The organism is Methylobacterium sp. GXF4 (genome assembly GCF_000272495.1).
GTDB classification, from domain to species: Bacteria; Pseudomonadota; Alphaproteobacteria; order Rhizobiales; family Beijerinckiaceae; genus Methylobacterium; species Methylobacterium brachiatum.
Genome location: NZ_AKFK01000065.1, coordinates 72,369 through 89,251, shown reverse-complemented (window position 1 = coordinate 89,251; position 16,883 = coordinate 72,369). Strand labels below are relative to the sequence as shown.

Sequence of the window (16,883 nt, the reverse complement as noted above, 5' to 3'; positions counted from 1 at the left end):
TAAGCTTATAGATAGTATCATATCGATTTGCATGCGAACGAGTTTGGCGAACCCAGGGTTGCGGCGACTGCATGCCGGCTCCCGTCGCCGCCGGGAATCGCCCGAAAGCGCTCCCTTATGCCCCGGCGATTGCGACTGCTCCTTGTCACCGGGCTGATTGCGCGGGTGGGATCGCTCCAACCCGCTCACGCCGTACCCGTATCCGTTCAGCGATTCGGGCGTCCGGAAGAGCGGCGGGCGTCACGCGTCAGGGCGCGGAGCCGTAGGATTGCCGCTCGTCGTCGCTGATCGGGCGAATGACCCGACAGGGATTCCCGGCGGCCAGCACCCCGTCCGGGATGTCGCGGGTGACGACGCTGCCCGCGCCGATGACGGTGCGGGAGCCGATGGTCACGCCGGGCAGGATCAGGGCGCCGCCGCCGACCCAGACGTCCGAGCCGATCTCGATCGGCTTGCCGTATTCCTGCACCCGCCGCAGCGCGGCGTTGAACGGGTGGAGCGGCGTCAGGATCTGAACCGCCGGGCCGAACAGCGTGAAGCTGCCGATCCGAACCCGGCAGACATCGAGGACCACGCAGTTGAAATTGAAATAGACCCGCTCGCCGAGCTCGATATTCGATCCGTAGTCGCAGAAGAACGGCGGCTGCATCCACACCGTGTCGCCGCCCGCCCCGAAGATCTGCTTGCACAGGTCCCGGCGGCAGTCCTCCTCGGCATCGCGCGTGGCGTTGAGCGCCTGGCAGAGATCCCGGACCCGGGCGCGGGCCGCGACCAGCTCCGGGTCGAGCGCGTCGTAAAGCTCGCCCGCCAGCATCTTCTCACGCTCGGTCCGCATCGGCATCCTCCCGGTCTTCGCGCTGCATCGATGCGGGGCCGGTACCGGTCGACCCGCATCGGCGCCGGTGCGGCGCTTCCCAGCGCTCCCGGCGATGCGTACATATGTACGCATCGGACGCGGATGCCAACCGTCGCCCGGCGGCGATGACCGTTTCCAGGAGTTCCGTGTGCCCCCGTCCCAGCGCCGCTACGACCCGGACCGCCGCGCCCGCATCGTCCAGGCGACCCTCGACGTGATCGCCGAGCACGGTGTCGCCGGGACGACGCATCGCCGGGTCGCGGCGGCGGCCGACGTGCCGCTCGGTTCGATGACCTACCATTTCACCGGCCTGGTCGAGCTGCTGACCGAGGCCTTCACGCTCCTGGCCGACACGGTGTCGGCGCGTTTCACGGAGCGGCTGGCCGCCGCCTCGAACCGCGCGGAGGCCTGCGAGGCCGTGGTCGACCTCGTCGTCGACGACAGCTGGGCGACCCCCCGGACCATGCTGCTGAGCTACGAGCTCTACGCCTTCGCCGCCCGCAATCCGCCGCTGCGCCTGGTGATGCAGGGCTGGATGGAGAAGAGCCGCGCGGCCCTGCAGCAGCATTTCTCGGCCGACACCGCCAAGGTGCTGGACGCGATGATCGAGGGCCTGTCGATCCACCGTTCGGTGGATGTCGCGCCGATGGACCGCGCCGAAATCCGGTCGCTGGTCGGGCGTCTCGTCGGGGCGGACGGCTGACGGGATTCTGTCCCGGCGGCGAAATCCCGCCCGTCAGGCCGGATGGGTGTTGTGGATCTGGTCGAAATCCAGGGCCGCCGTGTCGATCACGATCTGCGTCCGGCTGATCACCTCGAGCTTGCGCAGGATCTCCGAGACATGGGCTTTCACGGTCGAATCGCCGACCTGCAGCTCGTGCGCGATCTGCTTGTTCAGCTTGCCCTGGCGGATCATCATCAGCACGCGCAATTGCTGCGGCGTGAGCCGGGCGAGGCGCTCGGCCAGGGGCTTCTTCTTGGCCTGCGGCGCCGGCGCGCTTGCCTCGGCGAGGCCCGGGGGCAGGAACAGGGCGCCGCTCATCACCTCGGTGATCGCCCGGGTCAGGGTGGTCTTGTCCATGGCCTTGGGCACGAAGCCGGCAGCCCCGTGCTGTAGGGCCTCGCGGACGATGCGCGGATCCTCGTGGCCGGACACGATCAGGATCGGGATGCGCGGGAAGCGGGCCCGGATCGTGATCAGCCCGTCGAAGCCGGTGACGCCCCGCATGGACAGGTCGAGCAGCGTGAGGTCGATGCCGCGGTTCTCGGCGAGCACCGCGCAGGCGGGCTCGATCCCGTCGGCCTCGTGCAGGACGGCGTCCGGATGGGCCAGGCGGATCGTGGCCGCCAGGGCATCGCGGAACAGCGGGTGGTCGTCGACGATCAGGAGATGCACGGACGGGGCGGTTTCTTGCTCGAGATCCAGCTTCGGGGCTCGCTGGATGCCTGAAAACTGATCGATGCGGCCCCGCGGCGCAAGCGGGTGCTGAACTTGCCGCCGCCGGCCCCATCCCGGCCCCTTGCGCGGACCGGCTTATTCGGCCGGCGTGGAGGGTGAGGCCCGGTCGATCCAGGCGCGGGTCTGCGCCAGGACCTCGTCGGAGAGCGCCGGATCGTCGCTCATCCGGGCCAGTATCATCGCCCCGACCATGGCGGCCCAGCTCCCGATCGCGGCCTGGCGGGCGCTTTCGGGCTCCGCGGCGCCGTCGGTGAGCCGGGCGATCTGCCGACGCAGGCCCTCGGTCATCGCCGCCCGGGCCTCCGGCGCCTGCCGGATCGTGTCGCTGGCGAGCGCCGCCACTGGGCAGCCGCTCGCCGGATCGTCGCGATGGGCGGGACTGAGATAGCGCGCCGCGAAAGCCGGCAGTGCCAGCGGCCCCGGCTCCGAGGCCACGACGAGCTCGGCCAGCGCGGCGGCGATCAGATCGTCCTTCGACCGGAAATGGCCGTAGAACCCGCCATGGGTGAGTCCGGCCTCGCGCATCACCTCCGCGACCGTCACGGCCTCGAAGCCGCGGTCGCGGAACAGCCGCCCGGCCGCGTCGAGGATCCGACGCCGGTTCTCGCCCATCTGCTCGCGGCTGACCTTCATGTGCGCAATCTCACGCCTCTGGGACAGGGTCGGCTTGACCCCAATCATGATCGCCATCATGTTTGCGTTACATGATAGCGATCATGTTTAGAGATAGGGATCCCGCCCATGTCCAGCAAGCCTGCCATCCTGATCACCGGCGCCTCCTCGGGTATCGGTGCGGTCTACGCCGACCGCTTCGCCCGGCGCGGCCATGACCTCGTCCTCGTCGCCCGGGACGCCGCCCGCCTCGAGGCTCTGGCCGAGCGCCTGCGCCGGGAGGCCGGCGTCGCGGTCGACATCGTCCAGGCCGACCTGACCCAGCCAGCCGACCTCACCGCGGTCGAGACGCGCCTGCGCGCGGATGCCCGGATCGGCGTGCTGGTGAACAATGCCGGCGCCGCGTTGAACGGCAGCTTCGTCGGCCAAGGCCCGGATCAGATCGGCAACCTGATCGCCCTCAACGTCACGGCCCTGACCCGGCTCGCCGCCGCGGTCGCCCCGCGCTTTGCGGCCGAAGGCACCGGCACCATCGTCAATATCGGCTCGGTGGTCGGCTTCGCCCCGGAATTCGGTATGGCGGTCTACGGTGCCACCAAGGCCTTCGTGCAGTATCTCAGCCAGGCGCTCCACATCGAGCTCGGGCCGAAGGGCGTCTACGTGCAGGCGGTCCTGCCGGCCGCGACCCGGACGGAGATCTGGCAGCGCGCCGGCATCGACGTGAACGCCCTGCCGGCGGTCATGGAGACCGACGCCCTCGTCGATTCCGCCCTGGTCGGCTTCGACCGGCGCGAGACCGTGACCATCCCGCCCCTGCCCGACGACGCCCAGTGGACCGCCTATGACCGGGCGCGGACCGCGATGATCCCCAATCTCGGCCAGGTGCAGCCGGCGGAGCGCTACCGCACCGCCGCGTGAGGCGGCTCGGGGGCAGTGCGCTCGGCCGCTTGCTGACGCCGGCGAGCGGCTGCCCATCCCGGGTCGATCGCCGGCGGCCCGACGACCAGACCCGAATTGCGGGCCCCGACCTTCGGTGCGCTCGACAGCGGCGACACGCTCATCGGCGTCGATGGGCGGTTCCGGGACGGATTTGCAGGGCTGAATATCGCGCCGAACCCGTTTCTTCGATCCAGTCCGGCCAGATTGCATCCACCGCGGCGATCGCCGATTGTCCGGCCGAGAGGCGCGCGTCGGGTTCGAGGCCGGCACGGTAGCGAGAATCCGAGATCGGCGTGATGATCACATCCGCGGCGGAGAATTGATCTGCCGTCACATCGACGATCGCACCGGCGGTGCGTACCCAGGCATGGCTGTTCCAAGACACGCCGTCGAAGAACCCGCATCGTGCCCCGGCGTTCGGAACGCCGCTCGCGATCGTGGCTCCGATCCCCGCTTGGCCGAGCGCCCTCTGAACGAACAGACTGGACCGAATGCAAGTCCACTGAGACGCGCAAGCCGGATGAGGCGGCCCCCACCGCCGGTGCCACGCAGGCCAGCGTGCTTCCAGGAAGACCCGCGCGGCATGCACGATCGCATCAAGCGCGGCCATTGAAGCGGGATCGGGGGTAGAGCTCATGCAACCGCCCCGGGCGACCGTGCGCCCACCGCTTCGGCCCGCACGGCATCGAGGAACGCCCGCAGCACCGGCCGCATCAGCCGGCGGCTCGGGTAGTAGAGGAAGAAGCCGGGGAAGCGCGGGCACCAATCCTCCAGCACGCGGACCAGCCGGCCGGCGGCGAGGTCGTCACTCACCTGCGCCTCGAACAGGTAGGCGAGGCCGGCGCCCATCCGGGCCGCCTCGGCGACCAGCCGCATATCGTCGAGGATCAGGTTTCCCGAGACCGAGACGGCCACGGCCGCGCCGTCCTTCTCCAACTCCCAGCGGAACAGGGCGCCGCCGGCGAAACGGCGGTTGATGCAGATGTGGTCGTGCAAATCCTGCGGCGTCAGCGGCCGTGGACGCTGCGCGAAATAGGACGGCGCCGCCACGATGGCCGCGCATTGGGCGGGGCCGAGCGGCACCGCGATCATGTCCTGCTCCAGGCTCTCCTCGAAGCGGACGCCGGCGTCGAACCCCTCCGCCACGATGTCGCGCAGGTCGTCCTGCGCCCGGATCTCGATCGCGACATCGGGATGTGCGCGGGTGAACGACGCCGCGAGCGGCAGCATCAGCATCTCGGCGGCCGAGTGCGGCACCGAGAAGCGCAGGGTCCCCGAGAGCCGCTTCTGCGAGGCGGTGGCGGCCTCGACCGCCTCGTCGATCGCCGCCAGCGCCGGTTCGAGCCCCGCGAGCAGGCGCCGGCCGGCCTCGGTCGGCGCGACGCTGCGGGTGGTCCGGGCCAGGATCCGGATCCCCAGGCTCGCCTCCAGGCCGTTGATCGCGTGGCTCACCGCCGACACGGACAGGCCGAGATCGCGGGCCGCCCCGCGAAAGCTGCGGCGTGCCGCGACGGCGGCGAAGATCGCCAGGGCGGGAAGGTCGGTGCGTCTCACTGTTGAGCCGGATAGGACAGGCTGCGCCGGGAAAGACGTATTATCCTACCTCGCCTCTCTGCGCAGAGTCCCGGCGGCTTCGGCCTGGGGACTCACAGGGGAATCACATGCAACAGCGTCGACTCGGTTCCGAACTCTCCGTCTCCGCCATCGGCCTCGGCTGCATGGGCATGAGCTACGCCTATGGCGGCCAGCCGGAGGCGGAGGCCATCGCCACGCTGCACCGGGCGGTCGAGCGCGGCATCACGTTCTTCGACACCGCCGAGATGTATGGCCCGTTCGAGAACGAGAAGCTGGTCGGGAAGGCGCTGGCGCCGTTCCGCGATCGGGTCGTCATCGCCACCAAGTTCGGCTTCAAGATCGCCGAGACCGGCCAGGGCCGGGACCGGATCGTCGGTGTCGACAGCCGCCCCGAGCATGTCCGCGCCGTCTGCGACGCCTCGCTGCGGCGCCTCGGCGTCGCGGTCATCGACCTGTTCTACCAGCACCGGGTCGATCCGGCGGTGCCGATCGAGGACACGGTCGGCGCGATGGCGGATCTCGTGCGCGCCGGCAAGGTGCGGGCGCTCGGCCTGTCCGAGGCCGGCGCCGCCACGATCCGGCGCGCCCACGCGGTCCATCCGATCGCCGCGGTGCAGAGCGAGTATTCCCTGTGGAGCCGCGAGCCGGAGGCCGCGGTGCTGCCGACCTGCGTCGAGCTCGGCATCGGCTTCGTGCCCTACAGCCCCCTCGGGCGCGGCCTGCTCACCGGGGCGATCCGCGACCGCGGCAGCCTCGCGGCAGACGATTTCCGCCGCACCCTGCCGCGCTTCGAGGCGGAGAACCTCGCGGCCAACCAGAGGCTGCTCGACGCGCTGGCGACCCTTGCGGCCGACAAGGGCGTCACGCCCGCCCAGCTCGCCTTGGCCTGGGTGCTCCACCAGGGCGACGGCATCGTGCCGATCCCGGGCGCCCGCAAGATCCGGCACCTCGAGGAGAACGCCGCCGCCGCGGAGATCGTGCTGAGCGCGGACGACCTCGCCGCGATCGACGCCGCGATGCCGCCCGAGGCGGTCAGCGGCCGCCGCTACACCGACGCCGCCCTGGCGCTGGTGGACGGCTGATCGCGGTCCGGGAAGCCGGCGCCTCAGGCCGTCGCGGCCGCCGCGACGGTTTCGGCGATGGCCCGCGCCCGCGGGACGAGGCTCGCGACCTCGAGATATTCCTCGGGCGAGTGGGCCTTGCCGCCGACCGGCCCGACCGCGCAGAGCGTCGGGCAGCCGACGCTCGCGGTGAAGCCGGAATCGGCGCAGCCGCCGGCGAACTCGCCCGTGATTTGGGCGCCGTGCTGCGCGCTGACCCGTGCGTAGGTCTCGAACAGTGCCCGCGAGGCCGCGTCCTGCACCAGGGGCAGGAACTCGCCCTTGATGGTCAGCTGCGCGCGGGTCTCAGGCACATGCGTGTCGGCCACGATCGCGGCGATCCGGTTCATGGCGTCGTCGCGATCGGGCGGGGTGACGTAGCGCAGGTCGATCTCGCAGGTCGCCCGGGGCGCCACGGTGTTGACCGACTGGCCGCCCGAGATCAGTCCGACATTCACCGTGATGCCGCGGTCGAGATCGGTGATCGCGTGGAGCGCGATGATCTTGTGGGCGAGCGCCCCGATGGCGCTGCGCCCCTCGGCGTAGTTGCCGCCGGAATGGGCGGCCCTGCCCAGGACCTCCAGATGCATGAACACGCCGCCCTTGCGGCCGGTGACGACGTTGCCGGTCGGTCGGCCGGGCTCCGCGTTCAGCACTGCGCGGGCGCCGCGGGCGGTCTCCTCGATGATCGGCCGGCAGGCCGGCGAGCCGATCTCCTCGTCGCTGGTGAACAGGCCGACCAAGGGCACCGGCGCGCCGCCGGCTCTGTGGAAGGCCGCCAGCACGAAGGCGTTCATCACCAGCCCGGCCTTCATGTCGGCGACGCCCGGCCCGTAGGCGCGGCCCTCCGCGATCCGGAACGGCCGGTGGGCGACCTCGCCCTTCGGGAAGACGGTGTCGCGGTGGCCCATCAGCACGATCGGCCGGTTGGCGCCCCCGGACCCGGCGATCTGGGCCTTGAGCGCGTCGCCGTAATCCTCCACCGGGATGGTGGTGACCGAGACGCCATGCTCGGCCAGGAAGAACGCGATGCGGGCGCCCACCGCGTCGACCCCGGCCTTGTCGTAGGAGCCGGAATCGATGTTCACCAGCTCCTCGAGCAGGGCCAGCATCGCGCCCTCCTGCCCTTCGAGCCAGCGGATCGCGGCGGCGTCTCTCTCGGTCATCGAACTGTGCTCGGCAAATCTGGCGGGTGAAAACAGCCCGCGACATCCATCATTCCACGTCTGCGCGCCGGCTTGAAGCGGCGCAGATCCTGGCCGCCGGAGAGCTGTCGACGCGCTACGCCGGCAAGGTCCGCCCCGGCGCCAGCGCCCGGGTCTTCTCCGCCAATCTGCAAGCGGCTTGGTGATGTGACGGGAAGTCCCTGTCGCAAGGCCTGGCACGCCGCGCGTGCAGGGCGGGCGGCAACAAATCGACCAATGTTCATGTCCGAACACCGCGTCGCGGGCCTGGAATGGCGGTGGGGGTTGCTGCGCTGTCGCGCGCCTCCGCTCACCGAGCCCGCGTCGACAAACTCCGGCCCAGCCTTCTCCAGCCCGCGACGAGGCCGGTCAGCGCGATCCCGGCGGCGAGCAGGTTCAGGAGCCATTGCGCGGCGTCGTGCAGAGCGGGGCGGCCGGTCAGGATCGGCAGGTCGAGGCGGTGGAGGGCGTCGAACAGCCAGCGGTTGATGCGGCCCGAGCGGTCGAGGCGCTGGAGGATCGTGCCGTCGCGCGGGTCGATGTGGAGCCAGGTGGCGGCCGGGTCGTCGAAGCGGAGGCGCAGGACCGGCAGGGGCCGCGGGTCCGCTTCGTGCGGGTACCAGTAGGAATCGTAGGCTTCGAGCTGCCGGGCCGCGCGGAGGTGTCCCGCGGGGATCGCCGCGATGGCGGCTTCCGCCAGGGTGGCCACGTCGGGGCCGGTGCCACCGTCCGAGGCGACGGTGCGCAGGCCGTCCGGCGCCTCGGCGACCAGCCACCAGCGGCCGCCGAGGGCGGTGAACCGCACGGCCCGGGCGTCCGGTCCGGCGAGATCGGGGAGCCGACCGGCATCGACCCCGATGGCGCCGGGCGTCCCGGCATAGGCGGCCCTCATCCCGGCGGGCGGAATGCTCGACGCGAACCAGCGGTTCGGGTTCATGGAGATCCAGCCGCTCACGATGAACGCCCCGAGCCCGAGCCCGCCCGCGAGGCCGAACAGGTGGTGCCAGCGCGCCAGCCCGCGATAGGGCGTCACGGCGCCCCTGGCGTAGCGACGGCGCAGGCGCAGGCGCCAGATCCCGATGGCGAGGCCGCTGAGCGCCCCGAGGGCGGCGAGCCCCGAGAGCCAGAGCAGGACCGTGCGCCACAGCTCCGCCCGGGCGCGCAGGGGCGTCAGGTAGATCCAGTGCGGCACCGAGCCGAGCCAGTTCCAGGCGCGCTCGAACCGGGTCGTGTCGAGGGCGATCTCGCCGGTGACCTGCGAGACGTAGAGCTCGGTCCCTGCGGGATCGCCGAGGGCGACCTTGTGGAACGGCCGGAGCGGGTCGTAGCGGGCGGTGACGGTCCACTGGTCCCGCTCCACCGGCTCGACGCGGGCGCCTGGCCGGTCCCCGGCGGCGAGCCGTAGGGCCGCCTCCGCGTCGACCGGGCCGAGCCGCGCGCCAGTCCGGCCCGAGACCGTCACCCGCGACCCGTCGCGGCCGGTGATCCGGTAGACCGGCTCGGCGCCGCCCATCTCCAGAGCGAACGCGGCCGGCACGCCCGCGACGCCCGCGGCCGCGAGCGCCGCATCCGGCGCGACCGCGACCTCGCCCCAGGCGATCGGCGCGAGGCGTGCGAGGCGCTCAGGCGGCGTGAGCGCCGGGAACGGCACGTAGAGCATCACCAGCCCGGAGCCGATCCAGAGCGCGAAGAACAGGGCCGTGGCGATCCCGGCCCAGCGGTGGAACAGGAGCAGCCAGCGGCGGGCCGCCTTACCGGCCCAGCGCCTCACCAAGTCACCGTGTAGGCGAGTTCCACCGAGCGCGGCCGGCCCCGCAGCCAGTTGGTGCCGACGCCGTTCACGGCGTTGCCGCTGATCGCGTAGACCTTGTCGAACAGGTTGTAGACCCGCAGGCTCAGGCGCGAATCCACCGTCACCTGATGGTCGAGGACGAGGTTGACGAGGTTGTAGGCCGGGCGCCGGGCCGTGTTGGAGAAGTCGCTGTAGACCTGGCCGACATTCTGGAGCCCGACCCGGGCGGTCCAGTCCCGGGAGACCTCCCAGGTGAGCCAGAGATTGGCGACCCGCTCGGGCACGTCGATCGGCTGGTTGCCGGCATACGAGACGGTGGCGCCGTTCACGTTCTGGTCGAAGGCGTCGTATTGCGCGTGCAGCAGCGCGAGGTTGCCGTCGAGCCGCCAGCCCGGGGCGAAGTGCCAGCCCAGCGCCAGCTCGAAGCCTTGCGAGGATTGGCTCCCGACCTGGGTCGACAGGGTCGGCTGGCCCGGCACGGCCGAGATCAGGTTGTCCTTGACGATCCGGTAGCCGGCCACCGTCCATTCGAGGGTACCGTCGAAGGCGAGCCCCTTGGCGCCGATCTCGACCTGCGTGCCGGTGGCGAGCTGGAACCCCGCCAGCGACTGATTGAGCGTGATGAGGCTGTTCACCGGGTCGGTGGCGAAGCTGTACTGCGCGTAGAGCGCACTGTCCGGCGTCGGGTTGTAGACCAGGCCGAACCGGTAACCGAGGGCGCGGTAGGTCTTCTCGAACTGCGATCCGGTCTGCAGGTCCTCGCGTTGGAGCGTCGGCACGTCGAGGCGCATGCCGGTGAGGAACGAGAGCTTGTTGGACAGGATCACCCGGTCCTCGGCGAAGACTGAGGCTTGGCTGGTCTGCGTGGCGTAGGCCGGCCGCGCCCGCCCATTCTGCGGGAAGTAGCCCGGATCGTAGCCGGTCAGTGGCACGCTGGTGATCTGGTCGAAATAGAAATTGTTCGTGTGGCGGAAGTCGATGTGGTTCACGTCGAACCCGACCGCGAACGCGTTCGGCAGGCCGAACAGGCTGCCCTTGACGCTGGCGTCGAGGCGATTCCCGACCTGTTCCTGGCTGTGATAGATCTCGAGGTAATCGCCGCGATCGACCAGTCCCGTCCCGCGGTTGTAGCTGTACTGCTCGACATCGAGCCAGTGCCGCCGGCTGGTGAGCCGATAGGCGGTGTTGCGCACGATGATGTCGGCCGAGGGCGTCCACTCGGTCTTGAACTGGGTCCAGTTATCTGCCCAGGTGATCTTCGCGTCGCGGACGTTGTAGTTGTTGAACCGGATCAGGTCCGGGATTCTGCCTTCGACCAGGGGCGTGCCCCAGTAGCGCGCCGGCTCCTGGTAGCCGAGATCGTGGCTCACCGTGAAGGCGAGGTCCGGGCTCGGCTGGAACAGCAGGGCGGCCGAGACCGCGAGGTTGCGGAAATCGCCCTCCGGCCGGATCCACCCGTCGGCGCGGTTGCCGCTGACGTTCAGGCGATACGCGAAGGTCTCGCCGAATTCCTCCCGGCCGAGCGCCCCGCCGGAATCCAGTGCGAGCCGCGCGACGCCGTCGGTGCCGATCACCGCGCGGGCCGTGTTGATCGGCACGAAGACCGGCTTCTTGGGCACGACGTTGATGACCCCGCCGATGGCGCCGTCGCCGTAGAGGACCGAGGACGGCCCGCGCAGCACCTCGATGCGCTCGACGTTCCAAGTGTCGAACGGGAACGTCACCGTGTTGGCGCCGACATAGAAGCGGGTGCCGTCGTAGAGCTGCTGGATCGAGTTCGGCCCCGCGAAGCCGCGGGACGTGAACGCGCCGTTGCCGTTGCCCGGCGCCGCGATCGTGGTGATGCCGGTGGCGTCCTGGGTCACCGCCTCGGCGATCGTATCCTGGCCGCGCAGCTGCGCGGTCTCGCCGGACACGATGTCGACGCTCGCGGGCGTCTCCAGCGGCGTCAGGCCGAGCCGGCTCGCGGTCCGGTCGGGGGTGCGCAGGTTCAGCCCGGTCGGGGCGGCCCGGGTCAGGCTGACCCCGCCCTCCCCCTCGACGGAGAGCTGGTCGAGGGCGACGCTCTCCTGGGACGCGGCCGGGCTCGCCAGGAGGGTGAGGAGGGCTCCGCAGAGCGGCGCGCGCCGGCTGCGGAGAGGATTTTTCGGTCGGGACATAGCGTGCGTGAATCCGTGCGCGGCGGCCGCCGGCCCGGATGTCCTATAAGCAATGTTATAACATTGCTATCCGTGGCGACCGGGCCTCGCGCGCGTCGAGCGCAAGGGCTCGGGCGGAGGATCGGGTCGCGCGGAGACGCGGCCGGGATCAGCACGACAAGGGAGGACATCGGGAACCGGGACGCGGGCGCGCTTGCTGTGGCACGTCACCGCGAACGAGGCCTCTCCGACCGCGCTCGCGCACGGGCGTCTCGACACCCGCCAGGACACCCCGCCCGGCGCGTTTCGCGTGTGACCACGGCTGACGGCAGGTCTCCTGGCTCGCGGGTCGCCGCCCTCGCACCGTCTTCCCGGGCCGAAACCCAGTGACGTGGTGGTGAAGGGCTCACCGCTTACAGTTGCGGGGACAGCCGCGGCATCGGGACAAGAGCCCTCACCGCGTTCCCTTTTGATCCCCGAGGGGAACCGTCGGTGATCAGCTTGGCCGTGTGCCACTGGGACGTCAAGCGTCTGGATATCTTCGGTTGTGGGCGGGTCCCTTCCGCACCGGCCTGGACGACCGGCTGCACGTCAGGGGCATTGGTGGGCTCGCCGGGCGCGGATGTGATAGCAAGTCTTTTTGTGGCTCTTCTTTGTATAGATGGCTGATCATATCAGCCATTCACCCCATTTATTGCAAAAATCGAAACGCTTACGAGATAAATTTCCCGAGGATTTGCCCAATGTCGAGCATCATCACAGGTTACGCAGGATCGTGATCGGTGGAACCACTGGTGATCTGCCGCGTATATCGGCCAAGCTGATGGAAAGGGGTAATAAGATCGTCTCAAGAGACGGACGAGGCATCTCTTTAAAATGATGGTCTAGGGCTGACGTAGACAAGGGGGACGCGATGAGTATCACGTATCAACTGGAAAATCCGGGTCATCCCGGCGGGTTCGTAAGGCGCAATATTTTGGAGGCGCGCAACCTGACCGTCATGGCCGCGGCCAGCTTGCTCGGCGTGACCCGTCAGGCGCTGTCCGACTTTCTCAACGAGAAGACGGCACTCACGGCGGAGCTGGCCCTGCGCATCGAGACGGTGTTCGGGTGCAGCATGGAAACGCTGATGGAGCTGCAGACGCGCTTCGAGATCGCCAATGCGCGCAAGCACCAGGCCGAGATCCAGAGCGAACTCGCCGCCGCGCCGCGCGTCCAGGAGCCCGTCGATCGGCCCGAACCGATCGTCAAGCGCGCATACGCGATCGGGTGAGATTCGTCCTCGGCGGCGCGGATAACCTGGCCTGAGCCGCTGGGACGATCCGAGGTTCCACGGCGGGCGCGGTGCGCGCCGGCCGAGATGTCGAAACGCGCCACCCCATGAAAGCTGCGCCGCGCTGGGCCGGACAGTCCGACACGGCGCCGCGCAGCTTGGCGCTCTCGAGGCCAGTGCAGGCCGTTGCGCCCCCCGGCGGCGCGGAATACCGAGCCCCATGCATGTCTGGCGCCCCCCTTCGGAGATCCGCGTGAAGGCGCTCGGCCTGCCCTGGCGGGGAAGCCGGCTGCTCGTCGCCGAGGTCTATACCGATGACGGGCGCCTCAAGGGCGTGCGCCCCCTCGGGGGCAGCGTCGGGTTCGGCGAGCCGGCGGAGGCGGCGCTCGTGCGGGAGTTCCGGGAAGAGCTCGGCCTCACCGTGCGGGTTCTGGGTGCCCCGTTCGTGATGGAGAACCTGTACACGCACGAGGGCAGCCCGGGGCACGAGGTGCTGTTCCTGTTCCCGGTTGCCCTGCCGCCGAGCGCGCTCGATAGGCAGGAGCGGGTGGTCTTCCACGAGGATTGCGGCACGCCCTGCATCGCCCGCTGGTGCGATCTGGAGGAACTGGATCGCGCGGGCGGGCCGGATCTGTACCCGGTCGGGCTCAAGGCGCGGCTTCTCGCCGAGGAGCGGCCGTAGCCGCGAATGCGGCGCGTCCTCGGTTCCGGCCCTGTCGGGGCCCGGAAGCCGCTGCTAGGCTGTGCGGCGTGATCACCCGCGCCGAGTCCGCGACCGTGCCATCGACCATCGCCGCGTCCGCCCTCGATCTCATCGGCCGCACGCCCCTGATCGCCCTCGACCGGGTCCATCCCGGACCGGGCCGCATCCTGGCGAAAGCCGAGTTCATGCAGCCCGGCGGAAGCGTCAAGGACAGGGCGGCCCGCGCGATCCTGCGCGCCGCCCGGGCGGATGGGCGGCTCGCCCCGGCCGCCCCGGTCGTGGAGATGTCGAGCGGCAATATGGGGGCCGGCCTGGCCGTGGCCTGCGCGACGCTGGGGCACCCGCTGGTCGTCACCCTGTCGGCCGGGAACAGCCCGCAGCGGGCGCGGATGCTGGAGGCGCTCGGGGCGGAGGTCGTGCTGGTCCCGCAGGTCGACGGGGTGCCGGGACAGGTGACCGGGGCCGATGTCGCGGCCGCCGCCGAGGCGGCGCGGCACACCGCCCGGGAGCGCGGCGGTTTCTACGTCGACCAGTTTCACGCTCCGGAAGGCGTCGCGATCCACCGGGATACGAGCGGCCCGGAGATCTGGGCGCAATGCGGCGGGCGGATCGAGGCCTGGGTCGCGTCGGTGGGAACGGGTGCGACCTTCCTCGGGGTCGCGGCGGCGCTCCGGGCGCGCAACCCACATGTCCTCTGTGCGGCGGTGGAGCCCGAGGGCTGCCGGCCATTGGCGGGCGAGCCCGTCGCCAAGCCGCGCCATGTCCTGCAGGGGACGGGCTACGGCAGCGTGCCACCGCATTGGGATCCTGGGCTCATGGATCTGGCCCTCGCGGTGTCCGACGACGAGGCCGCGCGCTGGCGCCGGTTGCTGGCGACGCGGGAAGGCCTGCATGTCGGCTACTCGGCGGCCGCCAATGTCTGCGCCGCCGCATCCCTGCTCGCCTCGGGCCGCCTGCCGGCGGACGCGATCGCCGTCACGGTGCTGTGCGACACCGGTCTCAAGTACTGACGGTTGTGGCGCCGACCACCACCGCCTTTGCCGCTGCGCCCCCGCGATGCTAGAGCCGGGCGACCCCATCGGTCCGGGTCCTCCGCGACGCCGCGGCCGATGCGCCCGGACGTTCCGTCCGAAGCGGAGACGGGTGCTGGCGGAATCATGACGACACGACCACCCCCACGCGGCGGCCCGAAGGGGCGCAAGACCCCGGCCGGTAAGTTTCAGCCGTATGGCGAGCGCGCCCGCACTGGCCCGCGCACCAGCGCCCGCGACGCCGCCGAGCGCGCCGCCCGCAACCGCGGCGACGATGCCGGCGCGCGCGATCCCTGGACTGCGGCGGGCACGCCCCACGCCGTCGCCGCGGCCGCGGCGGCTGCCGCCAAGCCGAAGCCCCGGCCGGCCCGGGACGAGCGCAAGGATGCGCCGCCCCCGCGCAAGGCGCCGCCCCGGCCCAGCGCCAGGCCGGCCGCGAAGGCGCAGGCCCGGTCCGTCGAGTCGCGGCCCGAGCCCTCGGCGCCGCCGGCCGGCCCGACCCGGCGCGAGCAGCGCGCCGCCGCCTCCGCGACCCTCGCCTCCGGGGTGCAGACCCTGACGGTCGAACCGGACGAGGCGGCCATGCGCATCGACCGCTTCCTCACCGCACGCTTTCCGCTCCTGCCCTTCACCCGGGTCCAGAGCATCGTCCGCAAGGGCGAGCTGCGGGTCGACGGCAAGCGCGCCAAGCCGAACGACCGGCTGGAGCCGGGCATGAGCGTGCGCGTCCCGCCGCTGCGCCTCGACCAGCCGACCGAGCGCCCGCGCAGCGCCGCCCGGGAGCAGGACGATGCCGAGTTCATCCGCTCGCTGATCCTCTACGAGGACGCCGACATGATGATCCTCAACAAGCCCTTCGGCCTCGCGGTCCAGGGCGGGTCGGGCACGGTCCGCCACGTCGACGGGCTGCTCGCGGCGCTGACCGGGCCGGACGGCCAGAAGCCCCGTCTCGTCCACCGGCTCGACAAGGATACGGCCGGCTGCCTGATCATCGCCAAGACGCGGCTGGCCGCCGCGACGCTCGCCAAGAGCTTCCGCTCGCGGGCGGCGCGAAAGATCTACTGGGCGCTCACCGCGGGCGTGCCGCGGGTGCGGCAGGGGCGGGTCTCGACCTACCTCGCCAAGGACGAGCCGACCGATGCCGACGCGCGCATGCGGGTCGCCAAGCACGGCGACGAGGGCGCGAGCCACGCGCTCACCTATTACGCCATGGTCGATCAGGCCGCCCAGAAGCTCTCCTGGCTGTCGTTCAAGCCCGTCACCGGGCGCACCCACCAGCTGCGCGCCCACGCGGCCCATATCGGCCACCCGATCGTCGGCGACCCGAAATACTTCTCGGTGGAGAACTGGGAGCTGCCCGGCGGCATCCAGAACCGGCTGCACCTGCTCGCGCGCCGGATCGTGATCCCGCATCCGCGCACCGGCCGGCCGGTGGATGTCAGCGCGCCGCTGCCGCCGCACATGGCCCAGAGCTGGAACCTCCTGGGCTTCGACGCCTCCCGCTACGACCCGATCGTCGAGGCGCCGGAGAGCTGAGCCCGGAGCCACGGCACGACGGCCTCCGCCAGGGCGTCGGGGGCCTCCATCGGCAGCATGTGGCCGGAGCCGTCGATCACCGTCAGGGCGGCGCCAGGGATGCCGGCCTGCAGCTCCCGGGCCTCGTCGAGGCTGCGCAGGCCGTCCTGGGCGGCGGCCACCACCCGGGTCGGGCAGGCGATCGCGCCGAGCCGGTCCAGGTCGCTGGTCCGGTCCTCACCGGCCTGGCGCAGGAACACGTCGCCGCCGAGCCGGTCGCCCATCGCGCGGATACGGGCGATCAGCGCCGCGTCGCCGGCCCGGTCGGGATGGACCGAGCCGAGGATCGCGGCCCGGCTGAGCCCCGAAAATCCCCGGCGGCGGACGTTCTCCACGGCCGCCGCCTTCCGCCTCGCCTGGGCCGGCGTGTCGGCCCGGGCCGAGGTGGCGATCAGCACGAGCGCCCGGACCCGCTCCGGCGCGAGCCGCGCGATCTCCCGCGCCACGTAGCCGCCCATCGAGAAGCCGAGCAGGGCGAATCGCTCGGGCGCCGCCGCGGCGACCCGCCGTGCCATGGCGTCGATGCCGGAATCCCGGGTGAGGTCGCCGTGCAGGACCGGGCCGACCGGCGCCAGGCGCGGGAGCATATCCGCCCAGAGGTCGGGATCGGTCATGAAGCCGGGGAGCAGGACGAGGGTCATGGGGC

At 71.1% G+C, this 16,883-nt stretch carries 17 protein-coding genes and 1 riboswitch; of the genes, 8 read left to right on the top strand and 9 right to left on the bottom strand.

Features of this window, described 5'->3' with window-relative positions:
- Nucleotides 1-247 precede the first annotated feature (247 nt).
- Nucleotides 248-835 (bottom strand): sugar O-acetyltransferase, encoded by a 588-nt coding sequence (locus tag WYO_RS17245; protein WP_007564775.1) that lies wholly within the window; start codon nt 833-835, stop codon nt 248-250.
- Between the two features lie 169 nt (nt 836-1,004).
- On the opposite strand from WYO_RS17245, the gene WYO_RS17240 reads away from it, so the two are divergent.
- Nucleotides 1,005-1,559, top strand: coding sequence for a TetR family transcriptional regulator (locus tag WYO_RS17240; RefSeq protein WP_007564774.1), 555 nt, complete (start codon nt 1,005-1,007; stop codon nt 1,557-1,559).
- Between the two features lie 33 nt (nt 1,560-1,592).
- Here the strand turns inward: WYO_RS17240 and WYO_RS17235 are convergent, their stop codons facing one another.
- Both WYO_RS17235 and WYO_RS17230 read right to left on the bottom strand, forming a co-directional pair.
- Nucleotides 1,593-2,252: a response regulator transcription factor gene (locus WYO_RS17235; RefSeq protein WP_007564773.1), complete on the bottom strand. Its 660-nt coding sequence runs from the start codon at nt 2,250-2,252 to the stop codon at nt 1,593-1,595.
- Nucleotides 2,253-2,390: 138 nt separating this feature from the next.
- Nucleotides 2,391-2,948: a TetR/AcrR family transcriptional regulator gene (locus WYO_RS17230; RefSeq protein WP_039903222.1), complete on the bottom strand. Its 558-nt coding sequence runs from the start codon at nt 2,946-2,948 to the stop codon at nt 2,391-2,393.
- A 108-nt stretch (nt 2,949-3,056) separates the two neighbouring features.
- Here WYO_RS17230 and WYO_RS17225 point away from each other — a divergent pair, with 108 nt between their 5' ends.
- On the top strand, nt 3,057-3,845 hold the full coding sequence (locus tag WYO_RS17225) for an SDR family oxidoreductase (RefSeq protein WP_007564771.1): 789 nt from the start codon (nt 3,057-3,059) through the stop codon (nt 3,843-3,845).
- Between the two features lie 139 nt (nt 3,846-3,984).
- On the opposite strand, the gene WYO_RS30990 is transcribed toward WYO_RS17225, so the two are convergent.
- Nucleotides 3,985-4,476 carry a lasso peptide biosynthesis protein gene (locus WYO_RS30990; protein WP_165486563.1) on the bottom strand — a complete coding sequence of 164 codons (492 nt, stop codon included), beginning with the start codon at nt 4,474-4,476 and terminating at the stop codon, nt 3,985-3,987.
- A 23-nt stretch (nt 4,477-4,499) separates the two neighbouring features.
- Nucleotides 4,500-5,420 (bottom strand): LysR family transcriptional regulator, encoded by a 921-nt coding sequence (locus WYO_RS17215; protein ID WP_007564769.1) that lies wholly within the window; start codon nt 5,418-5,420, stop codon nt 4,500-4,502.
- 107 nt (nt 5,421-5,527) lie between these two features.
- On the opposite strand from WYO_RS17215, the gene WYO_RS17210 reads away from it, so the two are divergent.
- A complete protein-coding gene (locus WYO_RS17210) occupies nt 5,528-6,523 on the top strand; it encodes an aldo/keto reductase (protein WP_007564768.1) in 996 nt (331 codons plus the stop codon).
- Nucleotides 6,524-6,546: 23 nt separating this feature from the next.
- On the opposite strand, the gene WYO_RS17205 is transcribed toward WYO_RS17210, so the two are convergent.
- A complete protein-coding gene (locus WYO_RS17205) occupies nt 6,547-7,707 on the bottom strand; it encodes a M20 family metallopeptidase (RefSeq protein WP_007564767.1) in 1,161 nt (386 codons plus the stop codon).
- Nucleotides 7,708-7,733: 26 nt separating this feature from the next.
- Here WYO_RS17205 and WYO_RS31630 point away from each other — a divergent pair, with 26 nt between their 5' ends.
- On the top strand, nt 7,734-7,892 hold the full coding sequence (locus tag WYO_RS31630) for a hypothetical protein (RefSeq protein WP_165486562.1): 159 nt from the start codon (nt 7,734-7,736) through the stop codon (nt 7,890-7,892).
- Between the two features lie 143 nt (nt 7,893-8,035).
- Here WYO_RS31630 and WYO_RS17200 read toward each other — a convergent pair whose 3' ends face one another.
- The gene (locus WYO_RS17200) at nt 8,036-9,496 is read right to left on the bottom strand and encodes a hypothetical protein (protein ID WP_007564766.1); all 1,461 of its coding nucleotides are present in this window, start codon (nt 9,494-9,496) and stop codon (nt 8,036-8,038) included.
- Nucleotides 9,493-11,676 (bottom strand): TonB-dependent siderophore receptor, encoded by a 2,184-nt coding sequence (locus tag WYO_RS17195; protein ID WP_007564765.1) that lies wholly within the window; start codon nt 11,674-11,676, stop codon nt 9,493-9,495. Before WYO_RS17195 ends, WYO_RS17200 begins: the two co-directional genes overlap by 4 nt.
- 288 nt (nt 11,677-11,964) lie before the next feature.
- A riboswitch (cobalamin riboswitch) is annotated at nt 11,965-12,161 on the bottom strand.
- A gap of 407 nt (nt 12,162-12,568) precedes the next feature.
- Here WYO_RS17195 and WYO_RS29070 point away from each other — a divergent pair.
- The 4 genes from WYO_RS29070 to WYO_RS17175 all read left to right on the top strand — a co-directional run bounded on the left by WYO_RS29070 (nt 12,569) and on the right by WYO_RS17175 (nt 16,198).
- On the top strand, nt 12,569-12,928 hold the full coding sequence (locus tag WYO_RS29070; RefSeq protein ID WP_007564764.1) for a HigA family addiction module antitoxin: 360 nt from the start codon (nt 12,569-12,571) through the stop codon (nt 12,926-12,928).
- A gap of 253 nt (nt 12,929-13,181) precedes the next feature.
- Complete coding sequence (locus tag WYO_RS17185) at nt 13,182-13,610, top strand: NUDIX domain-containing protein (protein ID WP_244424207.1); 429 nt, start codon at nt 13,182-13,184, stop codon at nt 13,608-13,610.
- Nucleotides 13,611-13,678: 68 nt separating this feature from the next.
- Nucleotides 13,679-14,641, top strand: coding sequence for a cysteine synthase family protein (locus WYO_RS17180; RefSeq protein WP_007564762.1), 963 nt, complete (start codon nt 13,679-13,681; stop codon nt 14,639-14,641).
- Nucleotides 14,642-14,788: 147 nt separating this feature from the next.
- The gene (locus WYO_RS17175) at nt 14,789-16,198 is read left to right on the top strand and encodes an RluA family pseudouridine synthase (RefSeq protein WP_007564754.1); all 1,410 of its coding nucleotides are present in this window, start codon (nt 14,789-14,791) and stop codon (nt 16,196-16,198) included.
- On the opposite strand, the gene WYO_RS17170 is transcribed toward WYO_RS17175, so the two are convergent.
- Entirely contained in the window at nt 16,165-16,878 is a 714-nt protein-coding gene (locus WYO_RS17170; RefSeq protein WP_007564752.1) for an alpha/beta hydrolase, read from the bottom strand. The two genes, WYO_RS17175 and WYO_RS17170, sit on opposite strands and share 34 nt — an antisense overlap.
- Nucleotides 16,879-16,883 lie beyond the last annotated feature (5 nt).

Excerpts from the sequence above, each read along its gene's own strand:
- WYO_RS17210 (WP_007564768.1), top strand. The coding sequence starts at position 5,528 with ATGCAACAGCGTCGACTCGGTTCCGAACTCTCCGTCTCCGCCATCGGC.
- WYO_RS17170 (WP_007564752.1), bottom strand. The coding sequence starts at position 16,878 with ATGACCCTCGTCCTGCTCCCCGGCTTCATGACCGATCCCGACCTCTGG.
- WYO_RS17205 (WP_007564767.1), bottom strand. The coding sequence starts at position 7,707 with ATGACCGAGAGAGACGCCGCCGCGATCCGCTGGCTCGAAGGGCAGGAG.
- WYO_RS29070 (WP_007564764.1), top strand. The coding sequence starts at position 12,569 with ATGAGTATCACGTATCAACTGGAAAATCCGGGTCATCCCGGCGGGTTC.
- WYO_RS17230 (WP_039903222.1), bottom strand. The coding sequence starts at position 2,948 with ATGAAGGTCAGCCGCGAGCAGATGGGCGAGAACCGGCGTCGGATCCTC.
- WYO_RS17175 (WP_007564754.1), top strand. The coding sequence starts at position 14,789 with ATGACGACACGACCACCCCCACGCGGCGGCCCGAAGGGGCGCAAGACC.
- WYO_RS17225 (WP_007564771.1), top strand. The coding sequence starts at position 3,057 with ATGTCCAGCAAGCCTGCCATCCTGATCACCGGCGCCTCCTCGGGTATC.
- WYO_RS17245 (WP_007564775.1), bottom strand. The coding sequence starts at position 835 with ATGCGGACCGAGCGTGAGAAGATGCTGGCGGGCGAGCTTTACGACGCG.
- WYO_RS30990 (WP_165486563.1), bottom strand. The coding sequence starts at position 4,476 with ATGGCCGCGCTTGATGCGATCGTGCATGCCGCGCGGGTCTTCCTGGAA.
- WYO_RS17195 (WP_007564765.1), bottom strand. The coding sequence starts at position 11,676 with ATGTCCCGACCGAAAAATCCTCTCCGCAGCCGGCGCGCGCCGCTCTGC.